General features: G+C 74.1%; 17 protein-coding genes and 1 pseudogene. 6 read left to right on the forward strand and 12 right to left on the reverse strand.

Going from position 1 to position 21,432, the window contains the following annotated elements; all coding sequences use genetic code 11:
• Window positions 1-2,067: FxSxx-COOH system tetratricopeptide repeat protein (gene fxsT, locus AB0O67_RS28795; protein WP_365456064.1), on the forward strand; the 2,067-nt coding region annotated here is incomplete at its 5' end.
• 10 nt (window positions 2,068-2,077) lie between these two features.
• Here fxsT and AB0O67_RS28800 read toward each other — a convergent pair.
• The 5 genes from AB0O67_RS28800 to AB0O67_RS28820 form a co-directional block, all read right to left on the reverse strand.
• Window positions 2,078-3,961: an HEXXH motif domain-containing protein gene (locus AB0O67_RS28800; RefSeq protein WP_365456067.1), complete on the reverse strand. Its 1,884-nt coding sequence runs from the start codon at window positions 3,959-3,961 to the stop codon at window positions 2,078-2,080.
• 24 nt (window positions 3,962-3,985) lie between these two features.
• The gene (locus AB0O67_RS28805; RefSeq protein WP_365456070.1) at window positions 3,986-4,165 is read right to left on the reverse strand and encodes a hypothetical protein; all 180 of its coding nucleotides are present in this window, start codon (window positions 4,163-4,165) and stop codon (window positions 3,986-3,988) included.
• 124 nt (window positions 4,166-4,289) lie between these two features.
• Window positions 4,290-5,363 (reverse strand): trypsin-like peptidase domain-containing protein, encoded by a 1,074-nt coding sequence (locus tag AB0O67_RS28810; protein WP_365456073.1) that lies wholly within the window; start codon window positions 5,361-5,363, stop codon window positions 4,290-4,292.
• Between the two features lie 9 nt (window positions 5,364-5,372).
• Entirely contained in the window at window positions 5,373-6,797 is a 1,425-nt protein-coding gene (locus AB0O67_RS28815) for a condensation domain-containing protein (RefSeq protein ID WP_365456076.1), read from the reverse strand.
• Window positions 6,798-6,981: 184 nt separating this feature from the next.
• Window positions 6,982-8,688 (reverse strand): lysyl oxidase family protein, encoded by a 1,707-nt coding sequence (locus AB0O67_RS28820; protein ID WP_365456079.1) that lies wholly within the window; start codon window positions 8,686-8,688, stop codon window positions 6,982-6,984.
• Window positions 8,689-8,997: 309 nt separating this feature from the next.
• Here AB0O67_RS28820 and AB0O67_RS28825 point away from each other — a divergent pair, with 309 nt between their 5' ends.
• The gene (locus AB0O67_RS28825) at window positions 8,998-9,759 is read left to right on the forward strand and encodes a hypothetical protein (RefSeq protein ID WP_365456082.1); all 762 of its coding nucleotides are present in this window, start codon (window positions 8,998-9,000) and stop codon (window positions 9,757-9,759) included.
• Between the two features lie 169 nt (window positions 9,760-9,928).
• On the opposite strand, the pseudogene AB0O67_RS28830 reads toward AB0O67_RS28825, so the two are convergent.
• A pseudogene (locus AB0O67_RS28830) lies at window positions 9,929-10,443 on the reverse strand (hypothetical protein); the annotation flags it as partial.
• Window positions 10,444-10,599: 156 nt separating this feature from the next.
• Between AB0O67_RS28830 and AB0O67_RS28835 the strand changes: the two are divergent.
• Entirely contained in the window at window positions 10,600-12,255 is a 1,656-nt protein-coding gene (locus AB0O67_RS28835; protein ID WP_365456085.1) for an alpha-amylase family glycosyl hydrolase, read from the forward strand.
• A 107-nt stretch (window positions 12,256-12,362) separates the two neighbouring features.
• Window positions 12,363-12,809: a nucleotide exchange factor GrpE gene (gene grpE / locus AB0O67_RS28840; RefSeq protein ID WP_365456088.1), complete on the forward strand. Its 447-nt coding sequence runs from the start codon at window positions 12,363-12,365 to the stop codon at window positions 12,807-12,809.
• A gap of 55 nt (window positions 12,810-12,864) precedes the next feature.
• On the opposite strand, the gene AB0O67_RS28845 is transcribed toward grpE, so the two are convergent.
• The gene (locus tag AB0O67_RS28845) at window positions 12,865-13,347 is read right to left on the reverse strand and encodes a hypothetical protein (protein ID WP_365456091.1); all 483 of its coding nucleotides are present in this window, start codon (window positions 13,345-13,347) and stop codon (window positions 12,865-12,867) included.
• Between the two features lie 135 nt (window positions 13,348-13,482).
• Window positions 13,483-14,433, reverse strand: coding sequence for a nucleoside hydrolase (locus AB0O67_RS28850; protein WP_365456093.1), 951 nt, complete (start codon window positions 14,431-14,433; stop codon window positions 13,483-13,485).
• Between the two features lie 256 nt (window positions 14,434-14,689).
• Between AB0O67_RS28850 and AB0O67_RS28855 the strand changes: the two genes are divergently transcribed.
• Window positions 14,690-15,484, forward strand: a complete 795-nt coding sequence (locus AB0O67_RS28855; RefSeq protein WP_365456096.1) for a hypothetical protein — start codon at window positions 14,690-14,692, stop codon at window positions 15,482-15,484.
• A gap of 4 nt (window positions 15,485-15,488) precedes the next feature.
• Here the strand turns inward: AB0O67_RS28855 and AB0O67_RS28860 are convergent, their stop codons facing one another.
• Both AB0O67_RS28860 and AB0O67_RS28865 read right to left on the reverse strand, forming a co-directional pair.
• Window positions 15,489-16,223 (reverse strand): GAF and ANTAR domain-containing protein, encoded by a 735-nt coding sequence (locus tag AB0O67_RS28860; RefSeq protein ID WP_365456099.1) that lies wholly within the window; start codon window positions 16,221-16,223, stop codon window positions 15,489-15,491.
• A 295-nt stretch (window positions 16,224-16,518) separates the two neighbouring features.
• Complete coding sequence (locus AB0O67_RS28865) at window positions 16,519-16,683, reverse strand: hypothetical protein (RefSeq protein ID WP_365456102.1); 165 nt, start codon at window positions 16,681-16,683, stop codon at window positions 16,519-16,521.
• A 219-nt stretch (window positions 16,684-16,902) separates the two neighbouring features.
• On the opposite strand from AB0O67_RS28865, the gene AB0O67_RS28870 reads away from it, so the two are divergent.
• Complete coding sequence (locus AB0O67_RS28870) at window positions 16,903-18,246, forward strand: helix-turn-helix domain-containing protein (RefSeq protein WP_365456105.1); 1,344 nt, start codon at window positions 16,903-16,905, stop codon at window positions 18,244-18,246.
• A 7-nt stretch (window positions 18,247-18,253) separates the two neighbouring features.
• Here AB0O67_RS28870 and AB0O67_RS28875 read toward each other — a convergent pair whose 3' ends face one another.
• Both AB0O67_RS28875 and AB0O67_RS28880 read right to left on the reverse strand, forming a co-directional pair.
• The gene (locus AB0O67_RS28875; protein ID WP_365456108.1) at window positions 18,254-19,609 is read right to left on the reverse strand and encodes an extracellular solute-binding protein; all 1,356 of its coding nucleotides are present in this window, start codon (window positions 19,607-19,609) and stop codon (window positions 18,254-18,256) included.
• Window positions 19,609-21,432: vWA domain-containing protein (locus tag AB0O67_RS28880; RefSeq protein ID WP_365456111.1), on the reverse strand; the 1,824-nt coding region annotated here is incomplete at its 5' end. The genes AB0O67_RS28880 and AB0O67_RS28875, both read right to left, overlap by 1 nt.

Below are 21,432 nucleotides of genomic sequence, written 5' to 3' on the forward strand. Positions count from 1 at the left end.
GGCCAGGTCGGCGGCTCCCTCGAAGTGGACGTGTTCACCCGTGAGGAGAGCACGGAACTGCTGCGCCGCTCCGGCCCGCCGCTGCGGGACGGTGAGGCCGACGCGCTGGCCGAGGCGCTCGGCGACCTGCCGCTGGCCCTGGAACAGGCCGCGGCCTGGCGGGCGGAGACCGGGATGCCCGCCTCGGAGTATCTGCGGCTGTTCGAGAACAAGCGCATGGAGCTGCTGGAGGTGGCCCCGCCGCCGGACTACCAACTGCCGGTCGCGGCCGCCTGGAACGTCTCCCTCGACCATCTGGAGACCCGCAGCCCGGCCGCGCTGCGGCTGCTGCAGCTGTGCTCCTACTTCGCCCCCGACCCGATCTCCCGGTCGATCTTCTCCGGCCTCGGCAACAGCAGCATCTTCCCGGAGCTGGACGCGGCACTGAACGACCCGATGCGGCTCGCCCGGGCGATAAGGGAGGTGAACCGCTACTCCCTCGCCCGTATCGACCATCGCACGAACTCGATCGAGATGCACCGCCTGGTGCAGCTCGTTCTGAACAACCGCATGACCCCGGAGGAGCAGTCCCGCATGCGCCATGGCGCCCACACCCTGCTGGCGGCCGCCGACCCCAAGTCACCCGAGAGCCCAGCGAGTTGGCCTCGGTACGCGGAGCTGTACAGCCATGTCATCGCCTCCGACGCGATGAAGTCCGACCAGCCGTGGGTGCGTCAGCTGGTCCGGAACATCGCCGAGTACCTGTACTACTGGGGCGACCACGACGTGTCGGTCGACTTCTCCGAGCAGGCCTGGGAGTCCTGGACGGCCATCTTCGGCGAGGAGGACCAGCAGACCCTGCTGATGGGCCACTGGCTCTGCTACATGTACTGGGTGGTGGGCCGGTTCGACGACGCGGCCCGTCTGGTGGCGCATCTGCGCGAGGTGTACGAACGCACCGCGCCCACCGACCAGGAGGACAACCGCGAGGACGCCCTCAACGTCCTTCAGCTGGAAGCCGCCGTACGCCGTGTCGAGGGCCGTTTCGCCACCGGCGCCGAGCTGGACAGAGTCGCCTACGAGCGCGCCCGCAGGGCCTTCGGCGACGAGGACCCGACCACCCTGAACATCACCCACAACCTCGGCGTGAGCCTGCGTCTCGCGGGTGACTTCCGCCAGGCCCTCGAACTCGACCAGCGCACACTGGCCCTGAAGCTGCGGCTGTTCGGCCGCGAGGACCGGCGCACCTTGATCACCGAGAACAGCGTCGCCATCGACGTCCGTGAGACCGGCGACTACGTCGGTGCGCGCTCGCTCCAGGAACCCGTGCTGGTCGCCTGCCGCGACGTGTTCGGCCACGGCAACCCGACGACGATCGAGACCATGCGCCAGCTGAGCGAGGCCTGCCGCAAGGAGGGCGACCACCTGCGCTCGCTGGAACTGGCCACCGAGGCGCACGCCCAGTTCACCCGCCGCTACGGCGACACCCACCCCCAGTCGCTGGCCGCCGCCCTCACCCTGTCGGTGGCGCTGCGGCAGAACGGCGACCTCCAGGCGGCCCGGACCCGGGGCCTGAAGGCCTGCGAGGGCTACCGGCAGATCTACGACCAGCACCACCCGCACGTGCTCTCCGCGGACGTCGACCTGGCCGTCACGCTGCGTCTGCTGGGCCGGCCGGAGGAGGCCCACCGCCTCGACGAGACGGCCCTCGGCTCCCTCGCCGACCGCCTCGGCGCGGGCCACCCGCTGGCCCTGATCTGCGCCATCAACCTGGCCAGCGATCTCGCCGCCCTCGGCCGGCACGAGGAGGCCCGCGGCCGTGGCGAGGACACCCTCGCGCTGTGCCGGTCCACCTTCGGCGAGGACCACCCCACCACGCTGATGTGCGCGGGCAACCTGTCGATGGACCTGACCTCGGCCGGCGACGAGGCCCAGGGCGCCGCGCTGCGCGCGGACACCCTGGAGCGCATGATCCGCGTCCTCGACGCCCCCCACCTGGAGTTCGAGTCGGGCGTGGGCCACCCGGCGACAGCTCAGTTCCAGGAGGGACAGCGGGCGAACTGCGACATCGACCCGCTTCCGCTGTAGCCGGACGGAACTACGGCGCGGTCAGGACGGTGGGGCGGCACGACTGGTCGTCCAGGTCCTGTCCAAGCCACTCCGCCAGTTCCACGGGGTCGGCGGCGTGGCCGGTCGTGGTGAGCAGGGCGTCCTGGACGGCCCGTGCGCGTTCCGGGTGGCGGAGCAGGAGGCGGGCCGCCCGTTGCCGGGACGGGTCCGTGGCGAGGGCCCGGCCCAGGCCCGCCCAGGCGGCCACCGGTGCCTCCTTGCCGGACAGGCGGGCCGTGTACGCGTCCCGGGCCGCCTCGTGGTGACCGGCGACCAGCAGGGCGTCGGCCTGGTCGGCGCCCTCGACGGTCGCGGCCGCCGTCCGCAGGGCGCCCTGCGGTCCGGTGAGGAGGTGCCGGGCGAGAACGGCCGCGGTGTCGAGGAAGCGGACCTCGGTGTCGGGGACCAGGGTGGGCTCGGCGGAAAGGGCGGACGGTGGGCGCTCGGCGCCCTGCAGCCGGGCGCGTACCGCCTCCTCGACGGCGGCGGCGGGCGGGCGCAGATGGTGGGCGCGCCAGCGGGCGAGATGGTCGGCGGCGACCCGCTCGGCCAGGGTCAGTTCGGCGGCCGGGACCTCCTCCGTCATCCACTGCGCGCAGCGCTCCCGCAGGCAGTCCAGGAGGTACCGGCCCAGGGGGGTGAGCAGCTTGTGGCCGTGCACCCGGTTCAGCACCGACCACACCTGGCCGCGCCACAGCGCGAACTCGAAGTGGGCCAGCGGCACATACGCCGGGGCGGCGGTGTGACGGTGGGTGCGCCAGAAGCCGGCGACGCCCAGGAAGGCGTAGATGCCCTGGAGGAGGCCGCCCAGCGGGCGGGGGTCGTCGCGCCAGGGGGCGTGGAAGAGTTCCTCCGGCATCCCGGGGCCGGGCGGCGGCTCGGTCAGGGGACCCAGGTTGATCAGGGCGCCGAGCTTGATGTGCTGGAACTCGTGCACCAGGGTCGCGGCGAGCTGGACGGCGTCGTCCGGGCGGGAGGCGACGACCCCGCCGAAGGCGGCCGCCGACGTGCAGCTGTACGGCCGAAACCTTTCTCTCGCCGGGGTCGGGGCGATCGACATCAGGCCTCGCCTCATGGCTGCGGCGGTCACCGGGTCGTCGCGGCGGAGGATGTCCCAGGCACCGGCGAGCAGCGTCGACCAGGACGCCGCCTCTGCCTCGGGCATCGGCCGGGGCTCGGTGGGCCGGGGGAACGTGCGGTACGGGTCCAGTTCCTCCACCACGAGGGGCCCGGCGGCCGCCAACGTCAGCCGCCGCACCGGCGTCCAGTGCGCCGTCGGCAGATCCCAGCCGGGCGCGACCTCCACGTCTCCGGCGTCCCCGGCGGTCCCGGTGATCCGTAACCGACCCGCGTGGCCCGTCACCCGTGCGGTGCTCCACGGCTCCCGCTCCGGCAGGACCGCGCAGCCCAGCGTGGGCAGCGGCACCAGCCCGTGCCGTACCGGCACGGTGATCGAGAAGTCCAGCCCGGCGCGCGCCCCGGCCGCCGCGGCCAGCGCGGACAGATACCCGGTGACCACCCACTCCGGCACGTCCTCCGCGTCCGTGGCCCGCCCCCGGGCCGCGCGCACCGCGAGGGAGACCCACATACCGGTGTTGGGGGACATCAGGACGTGCTCGAACGCCTCGGGCGCCGCCTGCTGGGCGCGCTCCAGCAGCGCCCACGCGTCGGAGTGCGACAGCGGCGCGATCCCGCCCCGGCCGAGCGCGTTGTCCAGGGCCCGCATCAGCAACAGGCGTCGGCTGCGCTCCGCGCCGAGCAGCGCCTCCACCACCGCGTCGTCGCCCTCGCCGCGCGCCAGAGCCTGGACGCCGGCCGCCGAGAGCCGGTGGAAGGGCAGGTGATCTCCCGTCGTCGTGGCGTCAGCGGCCACGGATCATCCCCCACCGCACCCCGGTCACCTCGTCGAGTCGTCGAGCCGGGAGCCGTTGTAGCCCCCGGCCGTGATGCCCTGCGGTCCGTCGATGTGGTGCAGCAGTCGCTCCAGCGACTCGGTGAAGTCCGGGCCGTCCATGGAACGCAGCGCGTGCAGGGAGACCCCCGACAGATCGACGAGACACGACTCGACGGCAGGCATCGTTTGCTCCACGGCTGCCAAGTCCCCTCCCGTGCCTACGAGTCAGCGCTGTCGGCTCCCAACCATCATGACCCAGCGGACAGCAAGTCGAAACCCCACATCCCGGCCGCCCCGCGAGATCACGTCAGCGGTGGCGCACGGCCAGCAGGGCGGCGGCCCGGTCGACCCGGTCCACTTCCGGCGACGGGCCCTCCAGCAGCCGTACGGCCTCCAGGAGCTGGTCGAGCGTGCCCGGATAGCGCAGGCAGGTGCGCACGACGCCGTAGACGTCCATGCGCAGCCGGGGGTCACGGGGGCTGTTGGCGGCGATCCGGTCGGTGATGCTGTCCAGCAGCAGGGTCATGCCGTTCGGGCCCCGCAGCAGGGGCAGGGCGGTGAGGGCGTCCACGAGGTCGACCAGTTCGCGCAGTGGCAGTTCGCCGGGCAGCCCGGTCAGGGGGGCGACCGGGCGGGGAACGGCCGTACCGTCGGCGGAGCCGAGCGCCTCGCGCGGCGGCAGTCCGGCGTGGCTCCCGAGCCGCTCCAGCGCGTCGGACGACAGGACGTCGTACCACCGCTCCACCCGTCGGGCCGCGAGCCTGCCCAGCCCGTCGGCACGGTGGTGCACACCGACCACACCTATCACCGCGCCCCCGCACCAGACCGCCGCGCCGGACATGCCCTCCCACGGGGAGCGTTCCGGTTCGACGTCGGCGGGCGGGACGACGACGGCCAGTTCGAGCGTGCCCTCGCGGCGGTTGGACAGCACGGAGACGGTGCCGGAGACGTGGCACGAGTCGCGGTACCGGCCGGGCGGGCCGCCGCCCGGGGACGCAGCGGTGTCCCGGCGGAGCTTGAAGCGGGGGAAGCCCATGGCGCTGAAGGGCAGCACCAGGTCGGCGTCCGGGACGGCGGCGTACCGGGGCGGGGGGACGGCGGGAAGGCCGGGCGGGGTACCGGTCAGCTCCAGCAGGGCGACGTCGGCGGCCTCGTCCAGCAGAACCACACGGGCGTCGGCGCCCCATTCGCCGGGCAGGTCGGCGTCGAAGCGGACGCCCAGCCGGTCGACGGGCCCGGCCACGACATGGGCGGCCGTCAGCACACAGTGACCGGACACCCGGTACCCGGACCCGCGCCGCCCCGGGCGCCCCCGCGGCCCGCCGACGAGGACCTCGGCGACACGCGCCGCGTCCAGCCCCTGCTCCCCCCGGTCCGTCACACGGGTCCCCTACCCGTGGGGTGCGGGGCGTACGCCGGAGCGGCCGGCGACGAGGGCCTCCCGTGCCACGGTGACGACGTGCTCGCGCAGTCGCTCGGTGAACAGCCGCATGTTCTTGCGCGCGATGTCGGTGTCCGGGTAGCGGCTGGCGAGCTGGAGGCCCTCGTGGAGGCGGGTCAGCCAGACGCAGACCTGGTCGCCGTACGACACCCGGATCAGGCCGTAGGCCTTCAGGTCCTGCCACTGCTCGGAGCCGGTGGTGGCGCGGGCGTCGACGAAGGAGACGATCGAGTACAGGTCGGGGGAGGTGGGACGGAAGTCGGCGCCCAGGAGCTTCAGGACGCGTGCGATGGGTTTGCGCGACAGCGGGCGGTTCTCGCGCAGGGCGGCGCGGACCATGCGCAGGGTGCTGTCGAAGTCGGGCGCCTCGGCGACCGGGACCTCGATCGGGGCGCCGCCGACGTACCAGCCGACGGAGTCCGACCACTGGGAGCGGACGCGGGTGTGGAAGGGCACCACCGTGCGGTACACCTGCTGGCCGCCGATCTCACGGACGATGAGCGCGGTCGCGGCGAGCACACCGACCAGGCTGCCGCCGTAGGGGCGGCAGTACGCCTCGAAGGCGGCGGCGTCGGCGTCGTCGACGAGCATCTCCTGCATGAACTTCTGCGTCGGAAGCGGCCCTTCGGGATCGAGGCCGAGTTCCACGGGGAAGTTGGGCAGCTTGCCGTCGCACTGGACGATGAACTCCCGCCAGCGGCCGACGATTTCGTGAGTGTCGTCGAGGCGGTCGGCCTCGGTGCGTTCGAGGGCGCAGAAGTCGACGTAACTGGCGACCGGGGGTGCGTCGAGGCGGCGGCCGTCGAGGGCGGAGGCGTACAGCTCGTGGATCTCGGCGGGGATGCGGTGGATGGAGTGTGCGTCGACGTTGCTGTGGTCGAACGCCATGTAGACGCTGGTGCCGTCGTCCCGGACGACGGCGGTGTAGATGAAGTTGGGCCAGCTGAGCGCGTCCGCCACGGTGTCGAAGCGGTCCTGCAGATACCGGGTCAGCCTGGCCGCCTCACCGTAGGCGCCCCGGTCCTCGCGGTGCAGGACGACCGCGTCCGCGTCGAGGGTGAAGCGCCGCATGTCGTCACCGATCCAGCGGAATCCGCTGCGCAGCGTCTCGTGCCGCAGCGTCCAGGCCCGCAGGGCCTCCTGGAGCACGCCGAGGTCGACCTGGCCGGGGATGTCGAAGGCGGCGCCGAGCCAGGTCGGCACGAACAGGCCGTCCTCACGCACGGAACGCGCGGTGCGCACGTGCGACTCCTGGACGTACGCCGGCGGCCGGGAGTCATCCGGCATGTCGGCCGCGGCCCGTACCGCCGCCGGGTGCAGCGTCCACTCCACGAGCCGCCCGGGGCGGATCTCGCAGCGCTGGATGTCCGTCATTCGCACAGCATTCTCCGTTCGTCTGCCCACGGGAGACGACCGGCTAGGCGCCCGTGTCTGCTGGGCATCGCTCAGTGCACATCGGGACCAACGCTCAGGTGTGGCGGAAGAAACGGCGGGCGCGCCGGGGAACGCCCCCGGCACGGCGGCCGGGGGCGTCCGTGGAGCGGTCACGCGAGGTCGGTCACGGGGCGTCGATCAGGTGGTGCGGGGGGACCTTGACCGTGCGGGCGCCCGGTTCGCCGCCGAGGACGACCTTGCGCAGGGCGACGTTGTTGCCGAGGTTGGTCTCCTTGAGCCGCTTCTCCGGGTTCGCGATCACCTGGATGTGGTACGTGCCGTTCGGCAGGTCGGTGATGTCGAAGGACTGGCCCGGACGGTACTGGGTGTACGTGTCGCCGGAGCCGACGTCGAGCACCTCCCGCACCGAGATGGAGTTCTGCTGACCGCACGCGGTCGACAGGTCCGTGTTGTACGGGTGCCAGTTGGCGTTCTTCACCGTGTAGTCCACGGCGTCGGTGTTGGCCAGGCAGAACGCCTCCTTGCCGCTGCGCACCTCCTTCGTCTGGTCAGCGCTCAGCAGGCGGTAGCTGGCGAAGTCCGTGAAGTGCCAGTGCTCGTGCCCGACGCGCGGGTCCCACTCCATGGTGCCGGTGGGCGTGTACCCGATCTGCTTGCCGTTCGCGTCGTAGAAGTACTGGTAGGCGTCCATCAGATCGGCGCCCGGGCTGCGGAACCCGTCCACGACGAGCGGGGCGGGCCCGGCGTTCCACACGTTCGCGCTGAACGCGAGGTAGTCCTTGCCCGGTACGTCACCGTCCTCGCCGTCCGTGATGGCGATGTCCCACGCCGGCAGCGAACGCAGGTCGGGCTTGGGCACGTCGGCCGGGACGCCCGCGCGCCCGGTGGGCCGCTCGGCGTTGGGCCTCAGCGCGGGCGCGACCCGCGAGCCGTCGGTGTGGCCCGGCCCGTCGCCCAGGTGAGGGGCACGGCCGCGGTCCTCCATGGCGTGCGACAGCTGGGGCGGGGTGGGGGCGTCGGCGCCCCGCGGGCCGTAGTGGTGGGCGGTGTGGGCGTCCTGCGCGGCGGCGCCGTGCCCGCTGTGCGCCCGGTGGCCGCCGCCATGGCCGCTGTGCAGCGCGCCGGAGCGCGAGGCGGCCGCGCCCTCGCCGCCGCCCTCGTCACTGATCTGGCGGACGGTCACCTTGACGGTCGGCTGGTCGTTCGGGATGCCGAACAGGTCGCGGTACTTCTTCGCCACCGAGACCTTCGCGGTGTACTCCCCGGCCGGCAGGTCCACCGGCTTGTCGTAGTCGACGGTGCTGGAGTTGGACGCCCATCCCTTCTCCACGCCCCACACGGAGCCCAGCGTCCACGGGTTCGTGGGGCAGCTCTCCGGGTAGTGCGAGGTCGCCGGGGCGTCCGGGCGGAGCCGGCCGGAGGCGTTGTTCGGGCAGAAGGTGCCCTTGGACTTCGAGACCTCCTCACCGGCCGCGTTCTTGATCGACACCTCCAGGAAGCCGGGCAGCCCGGAGAAGTTTTTCACCAGGCCGGCGGGCAGCTTCTTGGTCTGGACGCCGTTGCCGTCGCGCAGGACCTGCTGGGCGACCACCGGGTCCTTGTACGACTTCCGCGTCACCTTGAACTCCAGTGGCGCGTTGTCGACGGTCACGTACGTGCCGAGGTCCAGGTAGACCCCGGGCTCCCCCTCCCAGCGATCCAGGGTCACGGACTTCGACGCGGCGATCAGCCTGAGCTGCGGCTTGCCGGGTGTGGTGCTCGCCGGGTCGGCCCCGGAGGCGACGGCGGCGCCACCCACGACGACGGTGAGCGCGGTGCCGGCGGCGAGCGCCGAACGCTTCACACGATTGCGGTGTTGCTGACTGGTCATCGGTTCCTCGTCTTCGAGTGCCGCCCGTGGGCGGCATCGGACCGGACAGCCCACGTCCCCGCGGCCACCGCTGAACCGACGCACCCCACGCGCCCGGCGGCCGTGACTCTGTGAGCGCCCTGTGAGACAGGTAAATCCGGTGTGCGGGTTGCCTGTTGATGCCGAGGTTCGTGCGAACGAGGTGCGCGGGAGGCGACCGCGGTCCGGCGAATCCGTGCAGGAGCGTCACAGGGGCTGCACACAGTGGCCGGGATCCGTCGTTAGCGTTGCTGGCCGTTCGGGGGCTGTCGACTCAGGAAGACCGCGCAGATGGACTACTGGCAGATGGACTACTGCTCCTCGTGCCGACGGCATCTCAACGGCGCCCTGGTGTGCCCCGGATGCGGCGCCTACGCACCGGACATCGCACCGGCGCCCCGGGGGCACGACGAGCCGGAGTCGGCGTACGTCCCACCGGCCCCGGAGGCCGGGCCCGAGGCGGCGGTGGTCCCCCTGCGGGACGGCCGCGCGGCCCGGCGCAGACAGCGGATCCGCCTGAAGAAGAGCCAGCGCAGGGCCCTGGTGGCGACGGCGGTCGCCCTGATCGGCGGCGGGCTGACGCTCACGACCGTGGACCGCGGCGCCGCCACCGACCGCGCGCAGGCGGCAGCGGCACCCGACGAGCTGACGCTGGACACCGCGCCCGGGCAGCCCGCGGAGCGAATACGTCCCACGGAGACCCAGCCGGACGAGCGGCGCACCGCGCCCCGCGCGGCCGCCACGGAGTCCGAGGACGGCGGCTCCACGGCGAGCCGCTCGCAGCGGCGCCCCACGTCCGCTGCCCCGCAGAGCGACCGTGCGCGGACCCCGGTCTCCATCCCCGCGGCGCCACAGCCCCCGAAGCACCGGAGTGACTCCCCCGACGCCCCGTCGGATCCGGCTCCCGCGCCCACCACACCCCCACAGCCGACCACACCGGCCACGCCCCCCGCCGACACCGGCACGGCCCCCACCGCCCCCGCAACGACACCACCCGCACCCCCGCAGTCCACGCCGCCCCAGCTCTGCGTACTGGTCCTCTGCCTGGGCTGACGTCGGTCCGTCGCCGGTGCCCGGAGCTCCCGGAACGCGAAGGTGCACCCACCGGGGGCCGGGCCCGGGTGGGGGCGGGCCGGTGGTGGGTGGGCCGGTTCGGGTGAGCCGGGTCCGGGGTCGGGTCAGGCGGTCCGGGTCAGGCGGTCCGGGTCACCGTCAGCTGCCGGAAGCCGTCGCCCGCGTCGAGGAGGCCGTCGTACTTCACCGCGCCGCGGTTGAGGTCGATCTGCGCGAAGCACCCGGCGTCGGGTACCGCGATGGCGAGCGACTCGGTCCGGCCCGGCTTGACGGTCGCCGTGTCGAAGTCGACGAACTTCTGCTCACCGGAGGTGGCGAAGGTGGCGCCGTGCGCGAGGTAGGAGGCGAGGGAGGCCGTGCAGGTCGTCGCGTCACCGGCCGTGCGGACCTCGACGTGGACCTTCCCGTCGCCGGTCGGCCGCAGGCTGACGTCGTCGACCTTCACGGAACCGTGGAAGGTCGTGCCGTCGAGCGAGAACTCGCAGCGGTCGCTCTCGGTGACCGTCCCGGCCCCGGTCCCGGGCTTGTACTGACCGCCGGCCCCCAGCCGTCACCGCCCCCTGGCCCGGTGGCCCAGGCGCCCGAGGCGGAAGCGGCGCAGAGCGCGAGCGACGCGGCGCCCGTTCGCAAGGGAGTTGGCGATTCCTCACCATGCGGCCACAGACGGAACAACTCCCTCCGAGCCCCCTGCCCGAGCCCCGTCCGCCCCCCGCGCCCCCACACGCCGAGGTTCACCTTTCCGGTGATGTGGACAAAGTCCTCGTATCGTCCGGCGCAGAGCAGACCGACCGCACAGCAGCCGCACCCACAGGAGCCCGAGTGACCACTCCCGACCTCTCCCCCAAGAGCCCCGACTGGTGGCGCCAGGCCGTCATCTACCAGGTCTACCCCCGCAGCTTCGCCGACGCCGACGGTGACGGCCTCGGCGACCTGAGGGGCATCACCCAGCGCCTCCCCCACCTCGCCGCCCTCGGTGTCGACGCCCTCTGGCTCAGCCCCTTCTACCCCTCCGAACTGGCCGACGGCGGCTACGACGTGGCCGACCACCGCGACGTCGACCCCCGCCTCGGCACCCTCGACGACTTCGGCGCCATGGTCGACGAGGCACACCGCCTGGGCCTGAAGGTGCTCGTCGACATCGTCCCCAACCACTCCTCCCACCAGCACGTCTGGTTCCAGGAGGCGCTGCGCGCCGGTCCCGGCTCGGCCGCCCGCGACCGCTACGTCTTCCGCGACGGCCGCGGCGCCCACGGGCAACTCCCGCCCACCGACTGGCAGTCCGTCTTCGGCGGCAGCGCCTGGCGCCGCGTCCCCGACGGCCAGTGGTACCTGCACCTCTTCGCCCCCCAGCAGCCCGACCTCAACTGGGAGAACGAGGAGGTGCGCGCCGACTTCCGCACCACCCTCCGCTTCTGGTCCGACCGCGGGGTGGACGGCTTCCGCGTCGACGTGGCCCACGCCCTCGCCAAGGACCTCGGTGAGCCGCTGCGCGACCTCGGCGCCCCCGAGCTCAGCGACGAGGCCGCCCTCGCGGACATGCCCCCGGGCAGCCACCCCTTCTACGACCGCGACGAGGTCCACGAGATCTACCGCGACTGGCGCAAGATCCTCGACGCCTACTCCCCGCCCCGCATGGCCGTCGCCGAGGCCTGGGTCCCCGGCGCCCGCCGCGCCCTCTACGCCCGCCCCGACGAACTCGGCCAGGCCTTCAACTTCGAGTACTTGAAGGCCGGTTGGGACGCAGAGGAACTGCGCGAGGTCATCACCGCGTCCCTGGCCACCGCCCACGCGGCCGGCGCCTCCGCCACCTGGGTGCTGTCCAACCACGACGTCGTCCGCCACGCCACCCGGCTGGTGCTCCCGCCCGGCACGGACCTCGACGCCTGGCTGCTGTCCGGCGGCAACGCCCCCGCCGTCGACCCGGCGGCCGGCCTGCGCCGCGCCCGCGCCGCCACGCTCCTGATGCTGGCGCTGCCCGGCTCGTCGTACGTCTACCAGGGCGAGGAACTCGGTCTGCCCGAGGTGGCCGACCTGCCCACCGCCGTCCTCCAGGACCCCATCTGGGAGCAGACGGGGCACGTCCGCAAGGGCCGTGACGGCTGCCGGGTGCCGCTGCCGTGGACGACGACCGGGCCTTCGTACGGCTTCGGCTCGGGCGGTTCCTGGCTGCCGCAGCCGGCGAGCTTCGCGTCGTACGCCGTCGAGGCCCAGGACGGGGCCGAGGGCTCGACCCTGGAGCTGTACCGCACGGCATTGCGGCTGCGCCGCAAGCTGCTGGAGGGCGAGTCGCTGACCTGGGCCGACGACACCGCGTCCGGCGTCCTGCACTTCGCCCGCTCCGACGGCTGGCGCTGCCTGACCAACCTCTCCGGCGGGCCCGTGCCCCTGCCGGCCGGGGAGCCCCTCCTGTCCAGCGCGCCCCTGGAGCCCGACGGGCGCCTGGGCCCGGACACCACGGTCTGGCTCGGCCGCTAGGAGCGCCCTCACTCCCCTTGACAAGCCGCGGCCTCCGGCTTACCCAGGGGTCGTGGGCACCGCTCGCACGCGACGGACGTCGTGGGGTCGACGAGGAGGTGGCCTGGATGACCGGAACCCGGGCCTTCGACGGGACCACCCGCGCGGAACTGGCCGAGCGCACCGCCGACCTGCAACGCGTGAAGGCCGAGTACGACAACTACCGCAAGCGGGTGCGCCGGGACCGGCTCGCCGTACGGCACATCGCGGTGGCCAACGTGCTGCGTGAGCTGCTGCCGGTGCTGGACGCGGTGGAACGGGCGTGCGCGCACGAGCCGATGACACCGGGGCTGCGGGAGATCTCCGAGACGCTGCGGGTCCGGTCCGGGGCGCTGGGCCTGGTGGCGTTCGGGGAGGTGGGCGATCCCTTCGACCCGTCCCGCCACGAGGCGCTGGCCCACCGCGTCCGCGCGTCCTCCGCCCGCCCGACCTGCACGGCGATCCTGCGCCCCGGCTACCGGGTCGGCGACCTCCTGCTGCGTCCGGCCTGCGTGGAGGTCACCGGACCGGAGTAGGGGCCCGCGGACTGCCCCGTACGGGTGATCCCGACCGCACGCGGGCAGGTCCCGCTCAGTACCGCACCGCCCGCCCGACCTTCGCGCTCACCTCACCGGACAGCTGGTGCGCGCTGCGGGCCGTGCCCTTGCCGGTCCGCCCCGCGGCCACGTCGGCGACGGTCACGACGACGGCGTCGTGGAGCTGTCCGTCGGCGTCGGTGAAGTTGACCTGCACGGCGAAGGACTTCGCGCTGTCGGCGGTGTTGCGCACCTCGACCTCGACGGCCGTGCGCCCGTCATCGCCGGTGGCCGGCTCACCCAGCGTGACCTCGTTCTTGGCGTTGACACCCTTGATCTCGTCGAGCTTGCGGTCCGCCTCCGCCGACGCCGAGGCCCACAGGTCGGAGGCCTGCACGGCGGCCGAGCTCAGGGCCGAGGCGGCGTCGCCGGCCTTCGCGCCCGGCCCGTCGCCCCCGCCCCCGCACGCCACCGCGCCGGCGCCCATGACTCCCACCAGCGCCGCCGCGACCACCCATCGACTCGGGTAACCGGCCATGCCGCCTCCAGCTCTCCAGCCCGCCAGGAACCGTCCTGTCCCCAGTGAAGGCCGAAGCGGACAGGCCCGCATCCGCGGCGGGCCGGTCGGGCAGCGTGCCGGCCGCCGACGCCGGCCCGGTCCGGACGACTGGCCCTAGCCCTCCACGGTCGCCAGCCACAGCTTCACGTACCGCTCCTCGTCGATGTCCAACGCCACTTCGATCAGCGGCTGTTCACGCGCCTCGCCGTGGATCTCGGCCTCGCCGGGCCGCGGCCGGAGGTCGACGACGGTCTGCCCCCGGGCCGGCCCCGGCGCGAGCGACACCTCGACGGGCAGCGCACGGGTGGTGAGCCCGGCGGGATCCACGACCGCGCAGACGGCCCCCGCGTCACCGAGCCCGCCCGCCGGGTCCTCCTCGGTGCCCGGCCCCCGGTGGGCCAGCAGTTCGCCCCCGAGTCGGGCACCCGGTTCTGAACTCTCGCGCAGCCGCCGTACGTCCGAGGCGGGCACGACGACCCGCATGAACACGTCCAGCCCGTACATCGTGATCGGCACGCCCGCGGTGAGCAGGATCGCGGCGGCCTCCGGGTCGTGCCACACATTGAACTCGGCGACGGGCGTCGCGTTCCCGACGGCCACCGCGCCGCCCATGAAGACGATCCGCTCGATGTTGGCGGCGACCTCCGGGTGGGTGCGCAGCAGCAGGGCGATGTTGGTGAGCGGGGCGGTCGGGACGAGGGTCACGGGCCTGGGGGAGGCGAGGATCTCGCGGCGCAGGAGCGTCACGGCGTCCACGTCCACCGGCGTACGGGCCGGGGCGGGCAGACCCAGGTCGCCCATCCCGTCGTGCCCGTGCACACGGGCCGAACGGGCCGCCTCGATCAGCGGCCGGGCGGCTCCCCGGGCCACGGGCACGTCCCCGGCGCCGGCCTGCTCCAGCACGGTGAGCGTGTTGCGCACGACGCCGTCCACGTCGGTGTTCCCGGCCACACAGGTGACGGCGCGCAGGTCGATCGCCGGGTGCCGTACGGCGAAGAGCAGGGCCAGGGCGTCGTCGACTCCGGTGTCGCAGTCGATGATCACCGGGATGGGCTGACCGTTCACGCGGGGCTCCTTCCACCGGGCCGCTACGACCCCTTCCTGTGGACGCGACCATACGCGGATTCCTCCGACAGAAGTTCGGTCAGGAGGTTGTCGGGGCGGAGCTCGCAGAGGTCGGTCCTCTCCGGCCCACCCGGCCGAACCCGCTCACCCATCCGGCCCGACCCACCGCCCCGTACGGCCCGGCGTGCTGGTGGCCTGTCGGTTCAGGTGGTCCCGTGGACGTGTCCCCGTCTGCAGTTCTCCTGGAGGCACCCCGATGACCCCGTGCCCGCGTCCGCGCTCCGCCGCCCGTCTGCTCCTCGTCTCCGTGCTGTCGGCGAGCGGGTTGCTCGCCGTCACCGGCTGTTCCGGGCTCGCCTCCGACGTCGCGCGGTACGCGTCCTCCCCCCGGACCGCCGCCGGCTCGCCCAGCGGTTCCTCCACGTCGTCGCAGTCCGCCTCCGCCCTCACCGACGCCCAGGCCCGGTCCGCGCTCGTCACCGAGGCCGACCTCGGGGACCCTTGGGCGCCCACGCAGGGCGTCGCCACGTGGCGGGACGGGTTCCTCAAGGCCTCCACCCCCGCCGGGACGCCCGACTGCCAGCGGCTGATCGACGCGCTCTACAGCGATGAACTCCTCGGTGCCCCCGCCCGCGCCGTCGTCGGCCTCGACGACGGATACGCCGGCGCCCAGCTGCGCTACCAGATCTCCGCCCAGCGCGCCGGGGACGTGGACGCGGCGCTGGCCTGGCTGCGGAGCCTGCCGCAGAAGTGCCGGCAGTTCACGGCCACCACCGCGCTCGGCGTGGTGCAGGGCGTGCAGGTCGCCGACTCGGGGCTGCCTGAGCTCGGTGACGCGCGGCAGGGACTGCGGATCACGGTCACCCGCGCCAACGGCAACGACACCGCCACCCTCACCCTCGACATCGCCGCCGTCCGCGTCGGCGAGGACGCCTTCACCCTCACCAACGGGGGGCTCGGCGAGGTGTTCACCGAGGTCACCCAGGCGGTCGCGGAGCTGGGGGCCGAACGGCTCGCGGAGGTGCGCAAGCAGGCCCGGGTGTCGGTCTGAGGCCTCAGAACCGGTCCCGCTCGAACCGCTCCCGGTGCGCCACCACGTCGTGCGCCAGGTCCAGCACCGTCAGGCCCCGCGCGAAGGCATGACCCCGCAGCCGTGCCAGTGCCTCGTCCGCGCCGACGCCCAACTGGGCCATGACCATGCCGATGGCCTGGTAGACCTCGTCGTGCTCGGTGGCCAGTTCGCTGAGCCAGAGGCCGTTCGGAGGGCGGTTGCCGTGCTCGTCGCCGGTGGGCAGCGACATCAGGGCGACCGTCATGACGCCGGCCACGAGGTACGCGGTGCGCAGTTCGCCGGGACTGAGCACGCCGGGTACGTCGCGGTAGAGGTCGAGCGTGCCCAGACAGCCCGCGTCGTCACCGAGCGGCAGCGCGTACACCGCCCGGACCCCGAGCGCCGTCGCCTGCTGGGCGAAGACCGGCCAGCGGCCGGTGTCCCCGCCGCCCGCCAGGTCGGCGGCGATCACGGGTGCCCCGGTGCGCGCGGCGTGCAGGCAGGGGCCCTCGCCCAGAGTGGCCTGGACCTCCATCAGGTACGCGGCACGGTCGTCGCTCGCGCTCAGCGGTACGGGCATGCCCTCGTTGCAGAGCGACACGCTCGCTCGGGCCACCGGCAGCAGGCGGACCGCGACGTGGCACAGCCTGCGGGGTATCTCGCCGGGCTCGGCGCCCCGGACACCCTCGGCTATCGCGTCGGCGGCCCACGCCCCTTCCGGTTCGTCCCTGGGCCGCACGGTGACTCCCTCCTCGGACGACCTCCTCGGACGTCGTGGGACGGCATCCTGCGCCGCAGCGCCAGGGGCCCACGAGTCCGGAGTCGAGGGCCGACTACCCCTGCCCGGCCGACCGAAACCGCGTGCGCCACCCACGGCCGGGGGGTGGGCATGTGCATGCAGTGGGGCGTGGCGGGTGAAAGGCCCAGCCACGCGGGAGGCAGCCGTCACGGCACGTCACGGCCCTCCGGAACGCCCCCTTGCGGCCCCGTCCGCCCCGTCCAGGCACGTGACCCCACGCAAACCGCGCGCGCGGCTATCCGTGCTCCCCCTGCACAACCGTCCGCACCGGCTCGGACGCCCGCGCCGGGCCCGCGTTCGCCGCCGCGATCAGGGCCGCGGCCGCGACGACCGCCGCGGCGAACGCCCGCGCGTAACGGGCGGAAGACCGCTCGTGGAGAGCGGATGTGGGTCCGTGCACGGCAACCTCCGCAACGACAGTGGGGGATTAAGCGGCCTTAATCTCGTTCCTAACCTAGGGGGTGACAAGGCCGAACCGGAAGGGGGCCCAGGGGAGTTGGCGAATCCCGTCGGCCCCGGGCGGCGACAGGCGGACCACCCGTCCGTCCACTCCCAGCAGATCCGGCCTCCTCGTCGACCCACCCTCGGCGTAAGTCCACTTACTGGCATGATTAAGCCCATGGCGAAGCGGGACGACCCTGAGACCATCGGGCGCAGGGTGCAGCAGCTGCGGCACGAACGCGGCCTCACCCAGCGGCAGTTGGCCGAACCGGCCTACACCCCCGCCTACATCTCCACCCTGGAGGCCGGCCGCGTCCGCCCCTCCGACGACGCGCTGCGCCATCTCGCCGACCGGCTCGGCGTCGCCTTCGACGAGCTGGCCACCGGCCGGCCCGCCGGCCTCGCGACCGACCTCAGGCTCCGGCTGACCGGCGCACAGCGCACCCTCGCCACCGGCGAAGCGGAGGACGCCAGGGAGCGGTACGCCGCCCTCCTCGCGGAGGCGGAGACGCACGGGCTGGTCGAGGAACAGGCCGCCGCGCTGCTCGGGCTCGGCGAGTGCGCGCTGGACACCGGTGACCTGACCGCCGCCCGGCAGCACTTCGAGCGCACCGAGCAGACGCTCCTGGACGCCCCCCTGCCCGCCCGCGTCCCCGCCCTGCGCGGCCGCGCCGTCGCCCACTACCTCGCCGGTGAACTGCGCTACGCCGTCTACCTCCTGGAATCCACCCTCGACGAGCTGAACCGCGGCGGACTGCACGACCCGGACGCCCTGCTCCTGCTCTACACCGCCGCCATCGGCCCGTACATGGACATGGGCGCCCACGCCCGCGCCGCCCAGGCCGCCGAGTTCGCGCTCGCCCTGGCGCCGCAGGCCGGCGACCCCGCCCTGGTCGCCCGGATGCACCGGCAGGTCGCCCGCACCCTGGTCGCCGAGGGCCGGCTCGCCGAGGCCGACGCCTCGCTGGCCAAGGCCGCGGAGATGTACCGCCAGCTCCAGATCCGTACCGAACTCGCCAACTGCCACTGGATGCGCGGCTACGTCCACGCCCAGAACGGCGACCTGGAGCACGCCGAGGCCGAACTGCGCGCCGCCCAGGACATGCTCTCCGCCAAGCGCGCCTCCCTCTACAGCAGCCAGGTCGCCGTCGAACTCGCCGACGTGCTGCACCGGCGCGGCAAGTCGGGGGAGGCCGCCGCCCAGCTGCACGAGGTGCTCGGCGACCTCTCCTCCGAGCGCGGCGCCGTGCACGCCGCCGCCGCGCACCGGCTGCTCGGGCGGATCGCCGAGGACGCCAGGGACACCGAGTCGGCCGAGGAGCACTACGTCCGCGCCCTCAGCCTGCTGGAACGCGCGGGCGCCGCCGGTGACCTGGCCGACCTGTGCCGGCTGCTGGGCGATCTGCTGCGCCGCACCGGCCGGGTGGAGGCGGCGCTGGACGCGTACCGCACGGGACTGGGCCACCGTACGGCCCCCGGCACCACCACCCTCGGGCCCGCACCCGCGCAGCCGCCCCTGTGACCCGGCGTCAGTCCGGCAGTGCCTTCCTCAGCGCCTCGTCCAGGCTCGCCGCCAGTGCCGCGTCCCCCGGCGGGCTGTCCCCGAACAGGGCGCCCAACCGGCCCGTGAAGGTCTGGGTGAAGGCGCCGTACGACGCGGTGCGCGGGCGGTGCACGGCGTCCTGCAGGGCCGGGAGCAGGATGCTCCGGGCGTAGGCGGGGCGGCCGGCGGCGTCGCGCGGGGTGCGGTCGGCGCTCTCGCCGGACAGGGACGGTGACGCGGCCGGCACGGCGCAGCGTACGGCGTCGTCCGTGTACGCCGAGGTGCGCGTCGCCGCGAACCCGGCGTCCAGCAGGCAGCGCTCGCTCTCCTTGCCGGTGAGGTACCTGATCAGCTCCTGCGCCTTCCCCGGCCGCTTCGAGGCGCCGGTCACCGCGAGGTTCTGCCCGCCGAGGACGGCCCGGCCGGGCAGCGGGGCCACGCCGAGCCGGTCGGCGGTGAGCGTCTGGTGGAGGGTGAAGTAGGCGTACGGCCAGTGCCGCAGGAACGCGGTGCGGCCCTCCGCGAAGTCACCGAGGCTCGCGGCCTCGTCGGAGTGCACGGCGTCCTGGAGGAGGTACGGCGCCTGGGTGCGCCGGCGCAGCTCCGCGATGCCTTCGGTCAGTTCCTCGACGGTGGCGTCGTAGTGGCCGTCGGCGTCGGTGAGCGCGAGACCGGGCACGGCCGACGCGAACGCCTCGACGGCGTTGACGGTGCGGCCCTCGTACGCGGCGAGCTGGGTGGTCCAGCCCTTCTCGTAGCCCTCGGGCGGGTTCTCGTCGAGGGAGTCGGCCATGGCCTCCAGCTCCCGCCAGTCGAGGCCGCCGCGGAGGTCGGTGCGCTGCACGCCGCCGTCGCGGAGGTGGTCGCGCCGGTAGTAGAGCAACCCGACGTCGCTGTTGAACGGCACCGCGTACACCTCGCCGTCCCAGCGGGCCGTGCCCGCGACGGACTCGACGACGTCCGTGTCGAGCACCTCGCCGGGCAACGGGCGGACCAGCCCCGCGGCGGCGAACTCCGGTACCCACGTCACGTCCAGGATGACGACGTCGTAGGAGGCACTGCCCGACTGGAGGGCGCCGAGCAGCTGGCTGCGCTGCTCGTCGGCGCTGCCGGGCAGCTCGACCAGGCGGGCCCGGTAGCCGGTGCCGTCGCGCTCCTGCTGCCGGTTCCAGGCGTCGATGAGCTGCTGCCGTATGCCGTTCTTGCCGGTGACGTCCCGCCCACCGGCGACCACGATGTCCCCCTGGACGTCGGCGGTGGGCGCGGCCCGCGTGCCGTCCCCGCCGCCGGTGCAGGCGGCGAGCAGCAGCAGGGCCAGCAGGGCCGCGAGCCGTCGGATCATCACTGCTCCCCCGTTCCGGTGCGGGCGACCTCGGCGCTCAGGCCGGTGCCGAGTTCGTCGTCGGCGTCCAGGCAGCGGCCGCCGCTCGCCGTCGAGATCAGGGCGCCCGGCCTGCCCGCGTCGCAGCCGCCGCCGACCAGCGACACCGTGGTGATCGGCACGTCCGTCAGGCGCGCCCGGCTCAGGACGTCGTCGAGGCGGGCGCCGGTGAGCCGGCCGGCGTCCTCGTCGTCGGTGAGGTGCACGATCAGTTGGGGCCGGTCGTCGTCGGCGCCCCGCTCGGCCATCTCGCCGAGCGCGGCCACCAGGGCGGCGTACGGATCGGCCTCGGCGTCCCGGATCCGGGCACCGGCGTCGATCGCGGCCTCGGCGGACCGGCGGCTGTGCGGCCCGAAGGGCAGCAGCGTCTCGTAGGAGCGGTCCCGTGCGCTGTCCGCCACCGTCCACACGCCGTACTCGTCGCGGGCGCCGAGCCCGCCCAGCGACTCCTTCAGCAGCCCGGGGCCGCCGCTCGGCCCCCGCCACAGCCCGGCCATCGAACCCGAGCTGTCGAGCAGGAACAGCACCCGGCCGGGCCCGCGCGCGTCGCGGTACTTGCGCAGGGCCGTCTCCATCGCGTCCCGCCCTGCGGACTCGATGAGCAGGGACGGCGCGGGCAGCACCCCGTCGGCGATCTCCTCGGTGTCGAGCAGGGCCCGGTCCTCGGTGGCGGCGCGGAAACCGGCCGCGCCGAAGGCGGCCCGCCCGCCCGCTCCCGCCAGCCACGCCCGGAAGCCCTCCGCCGCCTCGTCCCGCGCGGCCCGGTCCAGGTCGGCGCCCGCCCACCGGACCCGGACGAAGACGGGTTCCAGGCCCGGTACGTCGCCGGGGTACTGGGCGGTGCGCGGGCTCCGGGTCGTCCGGTCGCAGCCGACGCCGCTCCTCATCAGGAACTCCGGGACGAGGGCGGCGGTGCGGTTGTCGACGGCGTCGTCGTCGGGCAGCGCGCACAGCAGGCCGGCGGCCGTGGAAGAGGGCGGCCCCGGCGGGGCGAGCTGCTGCTCCACCCGGCCGGGGTCGGCGCCCGTGCCGTACAGGCCGATGGTGGCGAGCAGCGCCGCGTCGGCGAACTCCGGGTCGGGCCGGCGCACTTCGGCGTGCGCGTGCCGCTCGCGCAGGGCGTCGACCATCCCCGTCAGAGGGCCGCCGACCCGCTCGTCCAGGGAGTCGGCGGCCAGTTGCGTGGGCACGGCGAACACGATCGGCGAGTACGCCAGCGCCCCGTCGTCCGGCTCCAGGCGGGCCAGCGCGTCGGTGTCCTGGCCGTCGGTGACCCGGGCGACGTCCGCCCGCGAGGCCGGGATCCAGACGTCGGGCTGCGGGCCGACGTCACGCTGCGGGTTGGGGCCCTCGTCGTGCGGCTCGTGCCACGCGCCCGACTCGCGGCGCAGCGCGGTGACCGCGTCGGCGGAGCCCGCGCTGTAGACGGTGATGCCGCTGCGCCGGCAGCCGTCGCCGGTGGTGTTCGCCTCCGACGTCAGATACGCCTCGGCCGCCGCGCCGACCGTCGCCTCCAGGTCGGGATCGGTCAGGACGCGCAGTTCGAGGGGCGGGGCGCAGTCGGAGGAACCGCCGGCGAGGCCCGTCACGGCGTACACGCCGAGGCCGGTGGCGGTGAGGGAGAGCAGGACGGTCAGGGCGGTGCCCCAGGCCCCGGCCCGGCCCGCGAGGCGACGGGCCGCCCGGAGCGGGGCGGACAAGCGCCGCCGGCGTGCGGTGACCGGGCCGGCACCGTCGCCCGCGATCTGCCGTACGAGGGCTTCGGCCCGGTCTGGGGAGGAGTT

Source organism: Streptomyces sp. NPDC086077, assembly GCF_040686175.1.
GTDB lineage: Bacteria > Actinomycetota > Actinomycetes > Streptomycetales > Streptomycetaceae > Streptomyces.